General features: G+C 51.3%; 10 protein-coding genes, 1 tRNA gene and 4 pseudogenes. 8 read left to right on the forward strand and 7 right to left on the reverse strand.

Annotated elements, in window-relative coordinates; genetic code table 11:
• Both EIEH_RS18725 and EIEH_RS17065 read right to left on the reverse strand, forming a co-directional pair.
• Window positions 1–110: pseudogene (locus EIEH_RS18725) on the reverse strand (IS110 family transposase); the annotation flags it as partial.
• Between the two features lie 66 nt (window positions 111–176).
• A pseudogene (locus EIEH_RS17065) lies at window positions 177–464 on the reverse strand (transposase); the annotation flags it as partial.
• Between the two features lie 542 nt (window positions 465–1,006).
• Here EIEH_RS17065 and EIEH_RS19345 point away from each other — a divergent pair.
• The 5 genes from EIEH_RS19345 to EIEH_RS01225 all read left to right on the forward strand — a co-directional run bounded on the left by EIEH_RS19345 (window position 1,007) and on the right by EIEH_RS01225 (window position 9,650).
• Window positions 1,007–1,147: a hypothetical protein gene (locus EIEH_RS19345; protein WP_015871458.1), complete on the forward strand. Its 141-nt coding sequence runs from the start codon at window positions 1,007–1,009 to the stop codon at window positions 1,145–1,147.
• 104 nt (window positions 1,148–1,251) lie between these two features.
• Window positions 1,252–1,339, forward strand: a tRNA-Ser gene (locus tag EIEH_RS01195).
• A gap of 691 nt (window positions 1,340–2,030) precedes the next feature.
• Complete coding sequence (locus tag EIEH_RS16805; RefSeq protein WP_147287508.1) at window positions 2,031–5,924, forward strand: glycosyl hydrolase family 18 protein; 3,894 nt, start codon at window positions 2,031–2,033, stop codon at window positions 5,922–5,924.
• A gap of 92 nt (window positions 5,925–6,016) precedes the next feature.
• The gene (locus EIEH_RS01220) at window positions 6,017–8,203 is read left to right on the forward strand and encodes a peptidase domain-containing ABC transporter (protein WP_172468364.1); all 2,187 of its coding nucleotides are present in this window, start codon (window positions 6,017–6,019) and stop codon (window positions 8,201–8,203) included.
• A 109-nt stretch (window positions 8,204–8,312) separates the two neighbouring features.
• The gene (locus EIEH_RS01225) at window positions 8,313–9,650 is read left to right on the forward strand and encodes an HlyD family type I secretion periplasmic adaptor subunit (RefSeq protein WP_054463031.1); all 1,338 of its coding nucleotides are present in this window, start codon (window positions 8,313–8,315) and stop codon (window positions 9,648–9,650) included.
• On the opposite strand, the gene EIEH_RS01230 is transcribed toward EIEH_RS01225, so the two are convergent.
• The 3 genes and pseudogenes from EIEH_RS01230 to metC form a co-directional block, all read right to left on the reverse strand.
• Complete coding sequence (locus tag EIEH_RS01230) at window positions 9,614–9,952, reverse strand: YadA C-terminal domain-containing protein (protein ID WP_015871452.1); 339 nt, start codon at window positions 9,950–9,952, stop codon at window positions 9,614–9,616. The two genes, EIEH_RS01225 and EIEH_RS01230, sit on opposite strands and share 37 nt — an antisense overlap.
• Before the next feature lie 190 nt (window positions 9,953–10,142).
• Window positions 10,143–11,506, reverse strand: a pseudogene (gene dcuC / locus EIEH_RS20000) (C4-dicarboxylate transporter DcuC).
• Window positions 11,507–11,542: 36 nt separating this feature from the next.
• Complete coding sequence (metC, locus tag EIEH_RS01240) at window positions 11,543–12,712, reverse strand: cystathionine beta-lyase (RefSeq protein ID WP_015871449.1); 1,170 nt, start codon at window positions 12,710–12,712, stop codon at window positions 11,543–11,545.
• Between the two features lie 498 nt (window positions 12,713–13,210).
• On the opposite strand from metC, the gene purB reads away from it, so the two are divergent.
• Window positions 13,211–14,575 (forward strand): adenylosuccinate lyase, encoded by a 1,365-nt coding sequence (gene purB / locus EIEH_RS01245; RefSeq protein ID WP_015871447.1) that lies wholly within the window; start codon window positions 13,211–13,213, stop codon window positions 14,573–14,575.
• A 109-nt stretch (window positions 14,576–14,684) separates the two neighbouring features.
• Window positions 14,685–16,088, forward strand: a complete 1,404-nt coding sequence (locus tag EIEH_RS01250; RefSeq protein ID WP_015871446.1) for an MmgE/PrpD family protein — start codon at window positions 14,685–14,687, stop codon at window positions 16,086–16,088.
• Between the two features lie 45 nt (window positions 16,089–16,133).
• Here the strand turns inward: EIEH_RS01250 and EIEH_RS01255 are convergent, their stop codons facing one another.
• Both EIEH_RS01255 and EIEH_RS01260 read right to left on the reverse strand, forming a co-directional pair.
• A complete protein-coding gene (locus tag EIEH_RS01255; RefSeq protein WP_107775312.1) occupies window positions 16,134–17,015 on the reverse strand; it encodes a dihydrodipicolinate synthase family protein in 882 nt (293 codons plus the stop codon).
• Window positions 17,012–17,932: a LysR family transcriptional regulator gene (locus EIEH_RS01260; RefSeq protein ID WP_015871444.1), complete on the reverse strand. Its 921-nt coding sequence runs from the start codon at window positions 17,930–17,932 to the stop codon at window positions 17,012–17,014. The genes EIEH_RS01255 and EIEH_RS01260 overlap by 4 nt, the downstream gene beginning before the upstream one ends.
• A gap of 70 nt (window positions 17,933–18,002) precedes the next feature.
• Here EIEH_RS01260 and EIEH_RS18310 point away from each other — a divergent pair.
• Window positions 18,003–18,227 (forward strand): annotated as a pseudogene (locus EIEH_RS18310) (IS1-like element transposase); the annotation flags it as partial.

The following is an 18,227-nucleotide window of genomic DNA, read 5'->3' on the forward strand; positions in this document are numbered from 1 at the left end:
CTTTTTGCTCGCTTGAGTTGCTTGTTGAACAAGCGCTTGCCGTGTTCGTCAGTTCCGTGGATCTGAAAAACCTCTTTTGCCAAATCGATGCCGATAGTCTTAACACTCATGATGGCCGCTCCGCTCAAGTAGTGACGATTTATCGTCCCACTGTGGCACAAGATGTAGGGGGCGACCATTCCATTAACAAAGCCCTGGCACTTCTTAATCCGCTGGGGTTCGAAGGTATTTTCTTCACGGTCATGCGGCGTACTCAGTTCACTCTCAGCGCCGTCGCACAACAGCGTTTTGGATGAATAGCCGTTGCGGGTATTCTAGCCTGATTTTGGAGCATTTTTCTCGTGCCCGAGGTGTTCCGTCCATTCAGTATTAAGCGCTGTTTCTCCGGTTAGTTTTGTCAGCATACGGGAAAACTGATTAAGGTCGGCTTCGGTTTTAAGGCCCTTCGCCAGTTCTGCTGCCAGTGCTTTAAGAGTCTATCCCAGTAGGAATATATTGTTGCATCCAGTTTAGACCCGGACAGCGCGCAACAACCGGAGCGTACACGCAGTATGTGAAGATTGTGATCACGACCCAAGACCAAAATGGAAAATCAAATAGCCTAATGGGATAGGCTGTAAGTTGCTTCTCGTCCATAATTTGCCTGTCTCCGTTGTTGGAGTGAACAGATCAAAAACAAGCAATTACACAATTTTAATTACAGTTTCAGGTTATGGTGTCGTTATCCAGGGCATAGATAGCGTAAAACATATTGTCGCGTAGTGGTGCCGCCCGCTCTGCACTGAGGATATACAGCCGATTGCGGTAGTCCGTCCCCCAACCGATTGCCGGGATGACCGGCCAGCCAGCAGCGAGCTCCCATAAAACAGGCGAGCAGCAGACAGTGCTGTAGGGTCAGTTGCGTTTCCGTAGCCGTTAAATATTCTGGCAACTTTACATTCATCACACAAATACTGAACCTATTGGGTATAAGCTTTACCAGATATACATTGACGGGAGGTGCCGTATGAACAGCAGAAGGTTGCAGGTCGCACGCTGCGTGGCCAAGTATGCATTGGCCTGCCATAGCGCCAGACGTTGGAATACGGCGATGAAGATGCTGAAAGCGTCTCTGGGCGACGTCAAAACCCATCGGTTACACGGCTGAGCGACGGCAGAGCAAATAGGCTGTTCATTTGCCAGCCACTTGAGTAAAAAGATGATTTTAGGACTGGACAAGGGGCTCGGAGCCGATTAATATCCTCAGCCATTGGAAGGATGGCCGAGTGGTTTAAGGCAACGGTCTTGAAAACCGTCGAGTGTAACAGCTCCCAGAGTTCGAATCTCTGTCCTTCCGCCAAATTCAGAAGGCCGCACTGTTTGACAGTGCGGCCTTTTTCGTATGGATTCTCTTGCCATTGCGGGCCATACGCCACCCGGCCATGAGGTCTCTCCCTGTCGGTGGGCATCGGTGATCTCCGTTGTTCCTTTCTGCTGTGAATTTCCCCAGGCTGTATTGTGCGCCGGTGAGTCTGTTCCCGGGCATGACGGCAGTTGGAGTTATATATATTAATATTAAATGACTGTTTTATTCCCCTCTAATCATTGTAATGACATTGCACCTTGGTAGATTATTATTTTGTTTGTTTGCATTAATGCTTCCAGATTATATTGTATTGTGTCAATACGGACATTAATGCTTTTGGTATATTTTATTGCAGATGGAAATGTATATTTCTTCAAAAAAAGAAAATTATGGAGATCGAAAGGCTATCGTGTAACATAATGAATTTATTTGATTTAATTGCGCCAACATTCTCTTTGAAACATTTTGTTTCATTTGTCGGATTAAGTTTCTTTTTTCGATCTGCTAATAAAGTTATGCCATATTATTAAAGCCCATTATTCAAATAATTTATGTATATACCATGCGGTATTTATATTTCCGTAATTAATTGAATTAGTTGTGTGGCGTTTATTATATGGCAACTCCAAATGAAAGACGTGGGAAATACAACACGATATCTTATATAGTCGAGGATATTATGACAGTGCAAAAAATAAACTATAACTGGGGCGCCACAACGCATATCCAGTTTGATCCTGCAACAGATCAGCTGGATTTTGGCTGGATGCAGAGCAGTGAGTTCTCTATCAGTGAATCCGATGGCTCGGTGGTCATTTCGATTAATGGCAACGAGCAATACTATATACTGGACGGCATATCACTGGCGGATATGCAGATGTCCGGGATCTCCGCGCTGGATGACTCTGCCGTGGCGGCGTGGTCGGAGGCCATCTCCAGTGCCGGTGGCAGCAGCGAACCCGCCGCACCGGTTGCTCCGGTGGTCGCGCCTCCCGTGTCAGACGTCGCGACTGTTCCGGCGGCTCCGGTTGCAGATAGTGTCCCGGCACCGGTCACCGTGTCAGAGGCAGTAGCGGCTCCGCAGCCTGAGAGCGCAGTGAGCAGTGATCCTGTCCCGGCGGCCAGCGGCGAAAGCACGGTAACCCAGATTGCCTACAATTGGGGTTCCACCACGCACCTCCAGTTTAATCCGGCAACGGATCGCCTGGATTTTGGCTGGATGCAGGGCGGTGAGTTTTCCATCAGCGAGGAGAATGGCTCTGTTGTCATTTCCATTGATGGCAACGAGCAATACTATATATTGGACGGCATATCATTGGCGGATATGCAGATGTCCGGGATCTCCGCGCTGGACGACTCTGCCGTGGCGGCGTGGTCGGAGGCCATCTCCCGTGCCGGTGGCAGCAGCGAACCCACCGCACCGGTTGCACCGGTTGCTCCGGTGGTCACGCCTTCCGTGTCAGACGTCGCGACTGCTCCGGCGATGCCGGTTGCAGATAGTGTCCCGGCGCCGGTCACCGTGCCAGAGGCAGTGCCGGCTCCGCAGCCTGAAAGTGCAGGGAGCAGTGATCCTGCCCCGGCGGTCAGCGGCGAAAGCACGGTAATCCAGATCGCCTACGATTGGGGTTCCACCACGCACCTTCAGTTTAATCCGGCAACGGATCGCCTGGATTTTGGCTGGATGCAGGGCGGTGAGTTTTCCATCAGCGAGGAGAATGGCTCTGTTGTCATTTCCATTGATGGTAATCAGCAATCCTATATTCTGGATGGCGTCTCCCTGGCCGAAATGGACATGTCAGATATTTCTGCTCTGGATAGCTCGGCGATCAGCGCATGGTCTACGGCCATCTTCAACGCCGGGGGCAACGGGGAGATAATCCCGGTATCGTCCGTCCCGGCGGGGAGCCCGTCAGGCAGCACGGCCTCAACGGTACCCAGCGATTATACCGTGATGCCCCGTGATGGCAGCTCTTATGCGTTTACCCCTTACGTGGACATGACGGCCTGGCCGACCCCGGATCTGCTCGCCATCAGCCAGCAGTCCGGTGCCAGCGAATTTACCTTGGCCTTCATGGTGTCCGATGGCGTGGGCGGTCTGTCATGGGGCGGGGTGGTGCCGGTGGCAACCGAGACCGACTTTGCCGCTGGCATTGCCGCCTTCAGACAGGCCGGTGGCCGGGTGACCCTCTCCTTCGGTGGCGCCAACGGCACTGAGGCTGCGATAGGGGCTTCCAGCGCCGAAGAGCTGGCTGCGCTCTATCAGAGTGCCATCGATAAGTATCAGGTGGACTCCCTCGATTTTGACATCGAGGGGGCAGCCCTGAATGACAAAAAATCCGTCGATATGCGCAATCAGGCGATTGCCATTCTGGAGGCCAACAACCCGAATCTGGAAGTCTCCTATACGCTGCCGGTGTTGCCGGATGGGCTGACTCTGGATGGGCTGAATCTGCTGCAGAGCGCCGTTGATAACCATGCCCGTATTGATATTGTCAACATAATGGCCATGGATTACGGCGGCGCCTATGACAGCCTGCATAACAACAGCCCGGATATGGGAGATGCGGCCATTTCTGCAGCCAATGCCACCCTGTTACAGATGCGCAGTGTGGGTCTGGTGGACAGCAAGGTCGGCATCACGCCGATGATCGGTGTCAACGATGTCAATGTGGAGATCTTCAATCTGGAAGATGCCACCGAGCTGGTGGCCTATGCCGAAGGTAATCCGGATGTCGGTCGCCTCTCCATGTGGTCCATCGGGCGGGATAACGGCAGCGGCGCCGGTCATCAGTGGGCCAGCAGTTCGTTCAGCGGCCTGCAGCAGGGCAGCTATGATTTTGCTAGGCTCCTCGGCGGTAACGGGGCGGATGTCATGGTGCCCGTCAGTACCCCGGATCAGGGGGTGGTAAGCCCGGACAGCAGCGTGACAGCCCAGGAGACCACGCTGGTAGCGCCGGTAGAGCCGGCGGTGGATGTCGCAGCCCCGGGCACGCTACCCAGTGATTATACCGTGATGCCCCGTGATGGCGGCTCTTATGCGTTTGCCCCCTACGTGGACATGACGGCCTGGCCGACCCCGGATCTGCTCGCCATCAGCCAGCAGTCCGGTGCCAGCGAATTTACTCTGGCCTTCATGGTGTCCGATGGCGTGGGCGGTCTGTCATGGGGCGGGGTGGTGCCGGTGGCAACCGAGACCGATTTTGCCGCTGGCATTGCCGCCTTCAGACAGGCCGGTGGCCGGGTGACCCTCTCCTTCGGTGGCGCCAACGGCACCGAGGCTGCGATAGAGGCTTCCAGCGCCGAAGAGCTGGCCGCGCTCTATCAGAGTGCCATCGATAAGTATCAGGTGGACTCCCTCGATTTTGACATCGAGGGGGCAGCCCTGAATGACAAAAAATCCGTCGATATGCGCAATCAGGCGATTGCCATTCTGGAGGCCAACAACCCGAATCTGGAAGTCTCCTATACGCTGCCGGTGTTGCCGGATGGGCTGACTCTGGATGGGCTGAATCTGCTGCAGAGCGCCGTTGATAACCATGCCCGTATTGATATTGTCAACATAATGGCCATGGATTACGGCGGCGCCTATGACAGCCTGCATAACAACAGCCCGGATATGGGGGATGCGGCCATTTCTGCAGCCAATGCCACCCTGTTACAGATGCGCAGTGTGGGTCTGGTGGACAGCAAGGTCGGCATCACGCCGATGATCGGTGTCAACGATGTCAATGTGGAGATCTTCAATCTGGAAGATGCCACCGAGCTGGTGGCCTATGCCGAAGGTAATCCGGATGTCGGTCGCCTCTCCATGTGGTCCATCGGGCGGGATAACGGCAGCGGCGCCGGTCATCAGTGGGCCAGCAGTTCGTTCAGCGGCCTGCAGCAGGGCAGCTATGATTTTGCCAGGCTCCTCGGCGGTAACGGGGCGGATGCCATGGTGCCCGTCAGTACCCCGGATCAGGGGGGGGTAAGCCCGGACAGCAGCGTGACGGTCCTGGAGACCACGCTGGTAGCGCCGGTAGAGTCGGCGGTGGATGCGGCAGCCCCGGGCACGGCGCCCAGCGATTATACCGTGATGCAGGAGACGGCCATTCTGGAGAGCAACAACCCGATGCTGGATGTCTCCTATACGCTGCCGGTGTTGCCGGAGGGGATGACTCTGGATGGGGGGAATCTGCTGCAGAGCGCCGTTGATAACCATGCCCGTATTGATATTGTCAACATAATGGCCATGGATTACGGCGGCGCCTATGACGGCCTGCATAACAACAGCCCGGATATGGGGGATACGGCCATTTCTGCAGCTAACGCTACGCTGTCTCAGATGCATGATATCGGTATGGACGGCAGCGGCACTACGCCGATGATCGGTGTGAATGATGACAGCAATGAAATCTTCACGCTGGCCGATGCGGCGGAGCTGGCGGACTACGCCGATTCCAATGCAGATATCGGGAACCTGTCCATGTGGTCCACCGGGCGGGATAACGGCAGTGCTCCCGGTCAGCAGTGGGCGACCAGTTCGGCCAGCGGACTGGAGCAAAGCGATCATGATTTTGCCAAGGGATTGGCAGGTTAATCATTATCTTTAGGCAGGCGTTATTCCTGTCTTTTCTTCTTCACTAACGCCGTTTCGGCGGCGTTATACATAATTTTAATTAAGAATTAATGATGAAAGAAACCATAAAGGATAACACCAGAGAATATGTTCCCGGTGAGGAAATGGTTGCCCTATGTACAGTGTCACAGTTTTATAATATTGCCTCCGATCCGGTATTTCTGATAAGGGAACTGGGGCTGGAAGCGCAGGGGACCGTGCCCGGTGATATTGTCCAGGCGGCCGTGATAATAAAAATGAAAGCCCGGGTGATCACGGGGGTGACGCTCGAAAGGATCAGGAAAATCCCGCTGCCATCATTAATTCAGCTTAAAAATGGATGTTGGTATATTCTTACCGACAGAAATGAAAATGGGGTTTTCAGACTTTTTGATCCGGTCCGGCGTAAGGTCTTTGACGAGCATGAAGATTCCGTGATGGCCCAGTTGGGGGAACATGTGGTGCTGGTTCAGCGGCACATGATGGGAGCAGGCCGCGATCCCCGCGGGTTTTCCATCCGCTGGTTTTTGCCGACCATTAAGCGCTATAAAAATCCGCTGACGCACGTTATTGTTGCCTCCTTCTTTATTCAAATGTTTGCCCTGATCGGTCCACTTTTTTTCCAGATTATCATCGATAAGGTTTTGGTGCATAAAAGTTATGAAACGCTGGTTGTCATCGCAATTGGGATGTTGGTCGTGGGGGTGTTTGATGTCATATTGCGCTATTTGCGGACATATGTATTAGCCCATACGGCTAATAGGATTGACGTGGAGTTGGGGCGTCGACTTTTTCATCACCTGTTTTCCCTGCCGATGAGCTATCTGGAGTCACGCAGTGCCGGGAGCACCGTTGCGCGTATCCGTGAGCTGGAAAATATCCGTAATTTTTTTACCGGACAGGCACTCTTTTCTGTTATCGATTTATTTTTTATCTTTATTTTTATTGGCGTTTTGTTCTTTTATTCCTGGACGCTGGCGATGATTACCGTGGTCAGTATTCCGGTGTATGTCCTCATCTCTGCGCTTTTGCGCCCGGCGATTAAAAAACGGATTGACAATAAGTTCTATGCCAATGCGGCAAGTCAGAAGTTTCTGGTCGAGGCTGTGGTCGGGGCTCAGACAATCAAGGCCTCTGCGGTGGAACCGATGTTCCGCAAACAGTGGGAGGAGCGCCTGGCACACTACGTTCACACCTCTTTTGAGGCCTCCCAGCTTACCTCCATCGGGCAGAATTCAATCCTGCTTATCAATAAGATATTTTCAATATTTATTTTGGCATTTGGGGCCGCCGCCGTCATCGGTGGAGAGTTAACGGTAGGGGAGTTGATCGCATTCAATATGATCTCCGGGCAGGTTGTGCAGCCGATTCTGAGAATATCGCAACTCTGGCAGGATTTTCAGCAGACGCAGGTTTCTGTTGAGCGGTTGGGCGATATTATTAATAACCAACCGGAGTTTATTCAAATGCAACAGGGTAAACTGCCTCCCTTACAGGGTCATATCCGGATGGAGAATGTCTGCTTTTCCTACCGGAAGAGTGATCATTATGTCATTCGGGATATCGATCTGGACATCAAGGCCGGAGAGGTGATTGGTATTGTCGGTGCATCCGGTTCGGGGAAATCAACGCTGACCAAGCTGATCCAGCGACTATATATGCCGGTGGAGGGGAAGATATTCATTGATGGGATTGAAATGAATAATGTTGATCCTTCCTGGCTGCGCCGCAATATTGGGGTGGTGCTGCAGGAGAATGTTCTGTTTAACCGCACAATCCATGAAAATATTGCCTTTGCCAATCCGGGAATGTCTCGGGTGGATGTTATCCGGGTCGCAAAACTGGCCGGCGCCGATGAGTTTATCTCTGCGCTGCCCCAGGGCTATGATTCGATCATTGAGGAGCGGGGCGGAAATCTTTCGGGGGGGCAGCGCCAGCGTGTTGCGATTGCCCGGTCTCTGGCCACCAATCCATCCGTGCTTATTTTTGATGAGGCAACCAGCGCCCTTGATTATGAAAGTGAAAATATTATCAGAGAAAACATGAAATATATTGTGGAGGGGCGCACGGTGATTATTATTGCACACCGCTTATCGACGGTGCGCCAATGTGACAGGATTATCAGCATGGCACGGGGAAGAATTGTTGAACAGGGGGGGCATGCAGAATTAATGACCGCTAAAGGTGTTTATTTCCATTTGTGGTCATTGCAAAACAGTCAGAGTGGCGTTGATGATGCGTCCATTGTCGGGGAAGCATAACGTGAAATTATTAAACTGGAGAAATAAGAATTTTACGGATGACATGGCCTTTTTGCCTTCAGTCATTGAGGTGATAGAATCTCCGCCCTCACCGGTCAGGGTCCAGTTGTTGTATACGCTGTGTATATTTACGGTTCTGGCGTTTGCCTGGTCGTTCTTTGGTCGCATCGATATCATAGCCACAGCACCGGGGAAAGTTCAGCCGCAGGGATACGTTAAGGTGATTGAGTCGGAGGTGACCGGAAAAGTTTCCCGGATCCTGCTGAAAAATGGGGATCGCGTCAGTGAGGGAGAGACGGTGGCTCTGTTGGATGCCGCCGATAGTCAGGCGAAATACAACGATGCCCTCTATAATTTTTCCTCTTTTTATGCAGAGTTATGGCGCAGGAAAACACAGGACAGGCTGGCCCGGGATTTGTCGGTGGAGGATCGGGCGATAACGGACTTTGCCGTCGAATGGCCGGCACAGCCGCTCCTGCCGGAGGAGATTAAACACCGTGAAACCAGTGCGATGCATGGAGAGCTGACGCAGTTAAATACGGACTTGCAGAATATACGTGCACAGTTGGCGCAAAATACAACCCGTGAACAGGGAATGAAGGCAACCATCGCGAGCCAAAAAAGCCTGATTGAGACACTTAATGAGCGCCTGCAGATCCGACGGACCCTGGTGGAAAAGCAGGTGGTCTCCAAGGATGACTGGCTACAGATAATGACGGATGTCAAAGAGGCCAAAAGCACATTACAGTCTACGTTGGCCCAGTTGCGGGATATTCAGGCCGCCCGGGATATTCTGCAGATCGCACTGCTGAAAACCCGCCATGATTTTATCTCTGAAAACCTGAAAAATATTGGGCAGGTGGAGCGGCAAAGCAACAGCCTGCGGGAGCAGGTGAACCAGCGGGAGGCGCAGCTGGCCCTGATGACATTCAAAAGCCCGATCAACGGAACGATTGTGGCATCCAGCCTGGTGTCACAGGGGCAGGTGGTGACCCCGGGTGAAGAGCTCATGCGTGTTGTGCCGGACAACAGCCGGCTGGAAATCATTGCCTATGTTCCCAATCAGGATATTGGCTTTATCCGGCCGGGACAGCCTGTTGATGTAAAAATCAATGCGTTTCCCTACACCCGCTATGGCACATTGAATGGCGTGGTACAGCATATTTCCCAAGATGCCATCCCGGCAGCAGATGCACAGCAGGTGCAAATGGATCCTACCCGTCTTGGCAGTAACACCAAGGCTGGGGGCGGGCAAAGTACCCAGGGATTGGTGTTTCCCCTGACGGTTGCGCTGGAGCAGGATCATATTCTGGTCGGTAACCAACAGGTCAGTCTGGTGTCGGGAATGGGGGTGAGCGTTGAGATTAAAACCGATCGCCGGCGTCTGATTGATTATCTGGTATCGCCGATTTACGACCTGACTTCCAGTTCATTGCGGGAGCGCTGATGGCCGATGCCTGCCCGGGTTTCCGGGCAGGCAGGGGGCCGGACTCCGTTGAATTCGTCGTTGATCCCCACATTGCACTCCAGCGAGTTATCATTAAAGGCAGCGTCGGCTTTGGCCATCAGCTGATGGGTAAAGTGATACCCCATCCTGACGGAGACATCTTGTTGATCCTTATGGTATCCCAGTGCGGTGCTGGCATTAAACTTGCCGACACTGTAGGGCTGGAACAGCCCGGCCAGCGCGACATCTTTGGCGGCAATCTGCCACATCTCATGGTGGTTATTATCTCTCTGGTGCTGCATGGCACCCAGATTGAACCGTACCGGGTTTCTGGGAGACTAAACTCTCAGTGAAAGGGGACCCGATATGACATCGAAATCATTTAAGCGTTACCCCCCGAACTCTGTGAACCAGCAGTCAGAATGTTGATAGAGCAGTGGGAGAGTTACCCTTCTGAACATGCTGCTATCAAATCCATCGTCCCTCAAATTATCATAGGTAGATAAAGGTCAATGCCAGGTTGGTTATTGCTGCGGCAGCCATAGGGATCGCCGTGCGTTTAGCTACCTGGAATGGCGATACGCCCGCGATGCCAGAGATGGCAACGATTGCTGCTGTAATGGGGGATACCGTTCGACCAAAACTGGTCATAATCTGCATTGGCAAAATGAGGGTCACCACATCGATCTTCAAGAAAGCCGCGATTCTTGGCGTGAGTGCCGCGAATGAGAAAAATGCCGCGTTTCCTGACCCCATCAGGAAGGCTGCCAGCGCCAGGATAAAACTCATGACAACGATCATGGTTCCAATGCCTATGCCAGCGCTTTGCGCTGTAGTAATCAGTTTATCTACGGCACCTATTTTGAGCAGACCGTTGGCAAATAACTCGCCGGAAACGATCAGCGATACCACTACCACAAATTGTTTACCCATCCCCTCAAAGAAGAGCATGAAGCTATCAAGTACGGCCTTAGCACTACGTAAGCGAACATATTCAAAGAACAGTGCGATAGTGGTGCTGATAATCATTGCGGTAGTAACGTCTAATTTGATCACCTTCTGTATTAATGGGCTGAAACCTATAATCAGGATCAACGGAATGATCGGCAATATGGCATAATAACGTGGTGGGCAGTCGTTATCCTGGTGATCGAACTTATCAATATGTGCTGGGTTGAATACAAAACCCTCACGCTTATCCCACCATTTCTGGATAAAAAAGTGAGTAATGGCCACAACAAAGATGATAGGAAGGGTCACGGGTAATTGATATTTTATAAAGTATGTCGCTGGATCCAGATTAGCCGTTTTAGCTGCCATGATGACGTTACCAGAGCCCGGCCATGATCAATAAACTGGCAACAACCGATGACGGCCAGCGCGGAGAGTGGACTGACCCCTGCACGGATCAGGATTGGATACATTGTCACCATTAACAGCATACCCAATCCTGCATGGCTTGGGATAAAGATCACCAAGATCTGGGTTACCAGGAATGAAATAACTAACAGCATATAAGGTGAGCGTACCGATTTTAGCGGTTTTTCAAAAGTTGAGAATAACGCTTTACTCGCACCCACGTGCTCCATATAGCGGGCAAAACCCGCTATCGCCATCAATGTTAAGCCAAGTCCTGCTAATCTTAGGCTAAGAATGTCAGAAAATATCTTAAAGATATCAAAATACTTTAAATGAGTGGTTTTCTCTGCGGGCAATATTATGCCTAAGTCAAATACTGCCGTTAGGGTAAGTAATAGTACCCCTCCCAGTAAAAGCACTGGCTGGGGTTTGTATCCTTTAGCCAGTAGATACACCACCAGTGTAGTGACTAGTCCTGCTAAAATAAGTTCCAACATGCTTTCCTCCCATCACTGTTGGCAACGCTTTAGTCTTTATTGAAATACCCGGAATGCTTGTGCTAGATCGTTAATAAGGTCATTGACATCTTCCAGCCCAATATGTAGACGAACGAATGGGCCGTGCGTACTCCAGTCGGTGGCGCTGCGGGCTCCGTGCACATTGGCCGGTAATACGAGACTCTCAAAGCCCCCCCAAGACGCGCCGATACCAAACAGCGTTAGGCTATTAATAAAATTATCACTGTCCGTCGTGTTGTACTGCGTTTTAAACTCAACGGTCAGTAATCCATTACTTCCCGTGCAGTCACGTTCCCACAACTCATGGCCTGGATGATCTTCCAGTGCGGGGAACCATACTTTTTTGACTTCGCGACGTTGCTGTAGCCATTTGGCAACGAGCAGGGCCGACTGGCCATGAACCTCAAGGCGGGGGGCTAGAGTTCGCGCCCCACGTAAGACTAAAGCGGCATCATCAGGGCTACTGCACTGGCCCAATACCTCCGGCAGAGCGCCAATCTTTTCCCATGCATCTTGATTGGCAACAATAATTCCCATCATGACATCAGAATGGCCGCACAGGTATTTGGTCGCGGCAATAACGGATACATCGGCACCCAGCTTCAGCGGATTATAGAGATACCCAGATCCCCAGGTATTATCCACTGCAACAGGAATTCCCCGTTGATGGGCAATGTGGCAGATAGCAGGCAGATCAAGCATTTCATATAGCAAGGAGCCCGGTGACTCTACGAATATTAGTTGGGTCTCCGGGCGTAGTAGTGATTCAAAATCACTCCCGTCGGTTTTAAAAAAATCATATTGGATATTATTGGGGATCAAGAAGGCGTTGGCCATTTTCCGGACCGGTTCATAAATCGAATCTGCAAACAGAACGTGTCCCCCGGAACGGGCATAGCCGATGATGGTCATCGCAATTGCCGCTAGCCCCGTAGGGAACAGCCAGGCACGGTATCCGCCCTCCAATTCGGTGACTAATTGCTCCAGAGCAAACGCATTATCCGTACCACGAGCGCCGTAGCTGAGTAACCGTTCGTTTTCTCTACGCTTGCGGACATCGCGCCAGATTTCTAATGACTCGAAAAGAATGGTACTCGCACGCATTACCGGTGGGTTTACCGGGGTCATGCCCTGATATGTCTTTCGACCACTATGAATTAGTTGTGTTTTACGGTTTCGCGTCATTTTGCCCATGCCTTATAATAAATATATTAATGAAATGATGCAGATACACCTATAGAAAGGTGCGTGCCCAAATACTAAACTGCTTTTGGTTGGAGACGTGGCATTAGCCGATTTTATTTGCCTTAATTACGCTAACATAGTCCGAATTGGCTTGAAAATCATTCATTGCTAAAAATAGATCCCGTTCTCATCTTGACATGTTAATTATTCTAAAGATAACCAAAGCTAGATTAATGAGTTTCAAATATCTTATAAAAAATAGAGGGTTGAAGAGGAGTTGGATAAATAACAGGTATGATTATGTGCATTTTCAGATGTTAGATAAAAAATATTTAAGAGTCATTAAGGATTATTAATCCTATGTCCGTATCAACAGGCTACGTTTTATTTTAGTATTGGTTGGCAGGTTGTTTTTTTCAGAAAATATTTCCATTGGTGTAAGCTAATGTAACGATATTTCTCTGGTTGGTGGATTCGACTATCAGGAGATTAAATACGATGTCTACCGGTGTTTTTGACTCAGCGTTGCTAAAAAACCTATGGTCTACTGAAGAAATGCGTGAAATCTTCTCTGACAATATTCGGATACAGATGTGGCTGGATTACGAGGCCGCGCTGGCTATTGAGCAGGCTGAGCTAGGCATTATTCCCAGCGAAGCCGCTGATGAGATAGTGGCATGTGCCAACGTAGAATGTTTGGATATGGATTACATTCTGGAACAGGTCAGATTGACCAAACACCCGCTGGTTCCGACTATCCGCGGCCTAGAGCACGCCTGTGCTAAGGGATTCGGCGAGTATGTGCATTTCGGTCCGACGACTCAAGATGTGATGGATACCGGGATGATGCTGCAATTTAAAATGGCCCATAACGTCTTTTTACGTGAGCTGAAATCCATTGGCCGTGCATTGCTAACCCTATCGGAAACTCACCGTAATACGCCGATGGCGGGTCGTACTCTGGCCCTGCAGGCCATTCCGATTACCTTTGGCCACAAGAGTGCTATCTGGCTTGCTGAGATTACCCGCCATTATGAGCGTCTGGTGCAGCTGGAGCCGCGCTTCTTTGTTGGAAGTGTGGTTGGCGCAGTGGGGAGCAAAGCCTCATTTGGAGAGCGGGCTGATGAGTTGGAGCGGCGCGTTCTGTCACGTTTGGGGTTGAACGTGCCGGAGATCTCTTGGCAGCCGGCCCGTGACCGCTTCTGTGAATATGGCATGGTTCTCGGGATGATCGGTGCGACGCTGGGGAAAATTGCCAATGAAATTCTCTTGCTGGCCCATAATGAGCTGGATGAAGTGGCCGAGCCCTTTGCTAAGGGGCAGGTCGGCTCCTCTACAATGCCCCATAAACGTAACCCCGCGACGACCGAGAATGCGGCCTGTGTTAGTAATACACTGAAAGGCAACGTTTCCCTACTTCTCGACCTAATGAAACACCAGCATGAGCGTGATGGTGCCATCTGGAAAATGGAGTGGAAGGTTCTGCCTGAGATTTGCCTGATGTTATCCATCATCTTGGATAACATGAAATTTACCTTGTCAGGTCTGGTGGTAAATAAAAATAAGATGCGCAGTAATCTCGATCTTCTCGGTGGCTTTATGCTGGCAGAGCGGGTCATGTTTATTCTCTCCGAGAAGGCTGGAAAGCAGACTGCCCATGAGTTGATCTATGAGGCCGCAATGCAGGGGCTGGAAGGGGGAACTACCTTTGCCCACGCCCTGACCGAAAATCCCCGAATCATGGCGATCCTCAGTCAGTCTGAGCTGAATGCAGCCTTAGATCCCACCACCTATATTGGTAACGCACCAGAGCAGGTGGATCAGGTTATCGCGCAAGTCAACGCGAAGGGATGGCTGAATTAGTTACGGGGGATGGCGGGGGAGGCCTACCGCAGTACTCCAGGGGCGTTATCCCTGCATTGAGAGTTCTCCGATGACTATTCTGGAAAATATGTCCTGATTTGGAATGAATATGATGACCTTAAGCGAACAGATCAGCGAATTTATTACCCGATTTGATCTAGATACTATCCCGGAAGCTGTGATTGTACGGGCGCGTCTCCATTTGTTGGATACGCTGGGGGTTGCCATCGCCGGAACACGTCAGGCGGCCGCGGTTAACGCTCGCTGTGTACTGAGTACCCTGGTGCAGGCCCCAAGCCACTGCCATGTTTGGGCAAGCACGATTACGCTCTCACCGGAGTATGCTGTACTGGCTAATGGCATCGCGGCTCATGCGCTGGATTTTGATGATACCCATACCGATTCGATCACCCATGGCAGCGCCGTATTAGTCCCACTGGTGATGGCTCTGAGCGAAGATATGAATCTCAGTGGTAAAGAGATGCTGTCAGCCTATATTATCGGTTGGGAAGTGGCGGCTCGCGTTGGATTGGCCTCGCAGGGAAGTTTCCACAAGCGCGGCTTCCATACGACCCCTGTCGCCGGTATCTTCGGTGCTGCCAGCGCGGCCTCTCGTCTGTTAGGACTTTCGGCCCAAGAGTGTGCCCATGCTATCGGCCTGGCCGGTAGCCAAGCCTCCGGTGTGGCGGAGTACCTGAGCAACAGCTCTTCCTCCAAGTGTTTTCACGCCGGCTGGGCGGCCCACTCAGCTATCTTGGCCGTGCGCCTTGCCCAGGCGGGCATGACGGGCCCGCTGACCATTTTCGAAGGGCGCTTTGGCCTCTTCATGACCCACGGTCTGCATCATAGCTCCGTGCCGGGCCAGATCAGCAGGGGGTTGGGGCAGCGGTGGGAGCTGTTGAATGTTTCAATCAAGCCTTACCCTTGCTGTCACTTCGCTCATGCCAGCGTCGATTGCGTCCGCATGTTACGCCACGATGGCATTGCTCCCGAAGACATCGTTGAGATCCAGTGTGTCGTGGATCCGGTGGCGGGGGCTCTGATTTGTGAGCCGGCAGAAACTAAAATTACTCCCGGGACCCCTTATGCCGCCAAGTTTAGCCTGCCTTGGTTAGCCGCAACAGGCATGATCGATGACGGACTCAGTCTCCGATCGTTCGACGCGACGGAGCTGGATCGCCCAGAGGTTCTCGCGCTGGCCGAAAAGATCTCGTTCCGTTATTGCGAAGAGGGAGAGATCCCATTCCCGGAATATTTTCCGGGGCGCATTATCGTCACGTTAACCGATGGCCGTGAAGTGACTAAACACCTCGATATTAACTATGGCCATCCGGAAAACCCTATGCTGCCTGGCAATGTTGAAAGAAAATTCCGTGATAATGTCAATGGAGTTCTTAAGCCACGGGCAGCAGAACGGATTATTGATTTAGTTAATTCTCTCGATAATAACCCTATCACCGAGCTCTCCGAGCAGTTAAGCGATATTATTAATTCAAATGATGGGTCACGCTAAGATGTAAGTAATTTGGCATCGAAATAACGATGCCAAATGTCATTTTTATTGTATCTCGGCGAGCACTTGATGTAACGCATTAACGGCATCCGTGCCAAGTGGTTGCTGCGGTGAAATCGGATCCCCGACGGCAAATCCCTGAATGTTTAATGCCGCCTTGATACAGGCGGCTAGCGCATACTGGGTAAATACCTCATTAATTCGCCATAGCTGTTTTTGCCGTGCCATTGCCTGTTCGAGTTGATTAGCCTGAAAAAGATTAAAGAGCTCGACACACTGTTTGGGAATCACACAGGCTGGGCCCGCCATCCAGCCCACGCCCCCTAACTGAAACACCACCAGTGGGATATGTGCCGAGGCGCTAAATATACGTAAGCGTGAACCGAAACGATTAATCATCGTTAGAATACGCCCGGTATTCACTGAAGCATCCTTAATATATTCAATATTATTTACATAACTAAGCTCATCCAGAACCTCCAATGGGATGTCAGCACCGAGCAGGCCGGGGTTGGTATACAGCGTCATTGAGGTTTCACTAAATTTTTCCGCCACATCGGTAAAAAAGTGCATTTGTCCAGCAGGGGAGACTGGAAACATCCTCTGCATGATCAAGACAATGCCATCAACCCCCAGGCGGCTATAGCGCTCTGTCTGCCTCAGGGGCTCATGGGTGGAGAACCCTGCCACACCCGCAATCACAGGGACTCTTCCCGCCGCCTGATCAAGCACAATGTGCACGATATCCTCCCGCTGCTCAAGGGATAGATAGGCAAACTCCCCCGTGCTACCGAGGGGGCTGAGCCCCTGGACGCCACAGCCGATCAGATGTTCAACCAACTTGCGCAGGGGGTGCTCCAATACTCTGCCAGTATGATTATCGACCGGTGAGACCAGATAGGGAAAAATACCAGAAAACTGAGTCAGCATAATGTCTCCTTGGAAATCACAGCATTGACATAAGGCCGCTCAGGTGAAAAATTTTCCTGATACAGAGATTCGAATAAAACTTTAGCAGCCTTGGGTGGGTTATTTCTGCGGATATATAAGTTAAATTTAATATTCGGTAGTTTGGGGAGCCCTTCGCTCTCCCCTAAAATACATAAATCATCGCCAAATAACTCAATGGATCGCGCCATTACCCCAAGTCCGGCCGCAACGGCGGCCCTGGCACCGGATAGGGTGGTCGCGGTATAAGCAATCCGCCAGGGAATACCAAAGCGCTCCAGGTGGTTGATAGCCATGTTACGGTAGGTACTGGGTTCATCCAGCGAGACCAGCGGCAGTGGCGTGTCGGCGTCAAACTTGTAATTGAGGCCACAGAACCATAGCGAAGGTGAAGAACGCAAAATAAACCCTGAATAATCAGTGCATTCTGTCGTAGAGATTGCCATATCTATCTCATCATTTTTGAGCGCTTCCATCAGGAAAGGACTGCGTTTAACCACGATTTCGATGATCAGTCGTGGATAAGCCTTCGAAAAGCGCGCCAGTAATTCCGGTAGGATTGTGTTGGCCGTATCATCCGGTGAACCGATACGCAGCACGCCATCAACATCGTCGTACATTAATGAAAGGCATGCTTCGTCGTTTAGGTTTAAGATACGGCGGGCATAACCCAGCATTTTCACGCCATGCTCAGTCAATGACTTACCTCGGCCGCTACGGACAAAAAGCTCCTTACCGATGAGAGACTCCAGACGCTGCATTTGTTGACTGATAGCAGACTGCGTACGATGTACTGATTCGGCAGCCGCGGCAAAGCTATTCCCCTCAACTACTGCAATGAAAGTGCGTAACAGATCCAATTCTAAATTGGGTATAGGACGTTGTATTTGTATCATAGTTTGACCTTTCATCATCTCGGTGATGCCTTCGGTCGGTTGAACAGGTATGACGTGTGATCCGGACTTCATGACATCCATCGCCGCTCACTGTCCCCGCTGAACTCCGGCCGCGTATATCGCCACGGTAAGAGGCCTGCTGGTCACCTACGCTATCGCTGCCCAGCGTGTCCCTACGCTTTCAGCTTACCTACACCTACGAAGCCCGTAAACCCGGCGTCAAAGAGAGGATTGTTGATCTGGCCTTCAACGGCTCAGGTGTTCGTGATACCGCTCGTATTCTCAATTCTCTCCG

It is taken from the genome of Edwardsiella ictaluri ATCC 33202 (assembly GCF_000264785.1).
GTDB classification, from domain to species: Bacteria; Pseudomonadota; Gammaproteobacteria; order Enterobacterales; family Enterobacteriaceae; genus Edwardsiella; species Edwardsiella ictaluri.

Coding starts and splice junctions, on each gene's coding strand:
- EIEH_RS19345 (WP_015871458.1), top strand. CDS start 1,007: ATGAACAGCAGAAGGTTGCAGGTCGCACGCTGCGTGGCCAAGTATGCA.
- EIEH_RS01220 (WP_172468364.1), top strand. CDS start 6,017: ATGAAAGAAACCATAAAGGATAACACCAGAGAATATGTTCCCGGTGAG.
- EIEH_RS01230 (WP_015871452.1), bottom strand. CDS start 9,952: ATGCAGCACCAGAGAGATAATAACCACCATGAGATGTGGCAGATTGCC.
- metC (WP_015871449.1), bottom strand. CDS start 12,712: ATGACGCGAAACCGTAAAACACAACTAATTCATAGTGGTCGAAAGACA.
- purB (WP_015871447.1), top strand. CDS start 13,211: ATGTCTACCGGTGTTTTTGACTCAGCGTTGCTAAAAAACCTATGGTCT.
- EIEH_RS01250 (WP_015871446.1), top strand. CDS start 14,685: ATGATGACCTTAAGCGAACAGATCAGCGAATTTATTACCCGATTTGAT.
- EIEH_RS01260 (WP_015871444.1), bottom strand. CDS start 17,932: ATGATACAAATACAACGTCCTATACCCAATTTAGAATTGGATCTGTTA.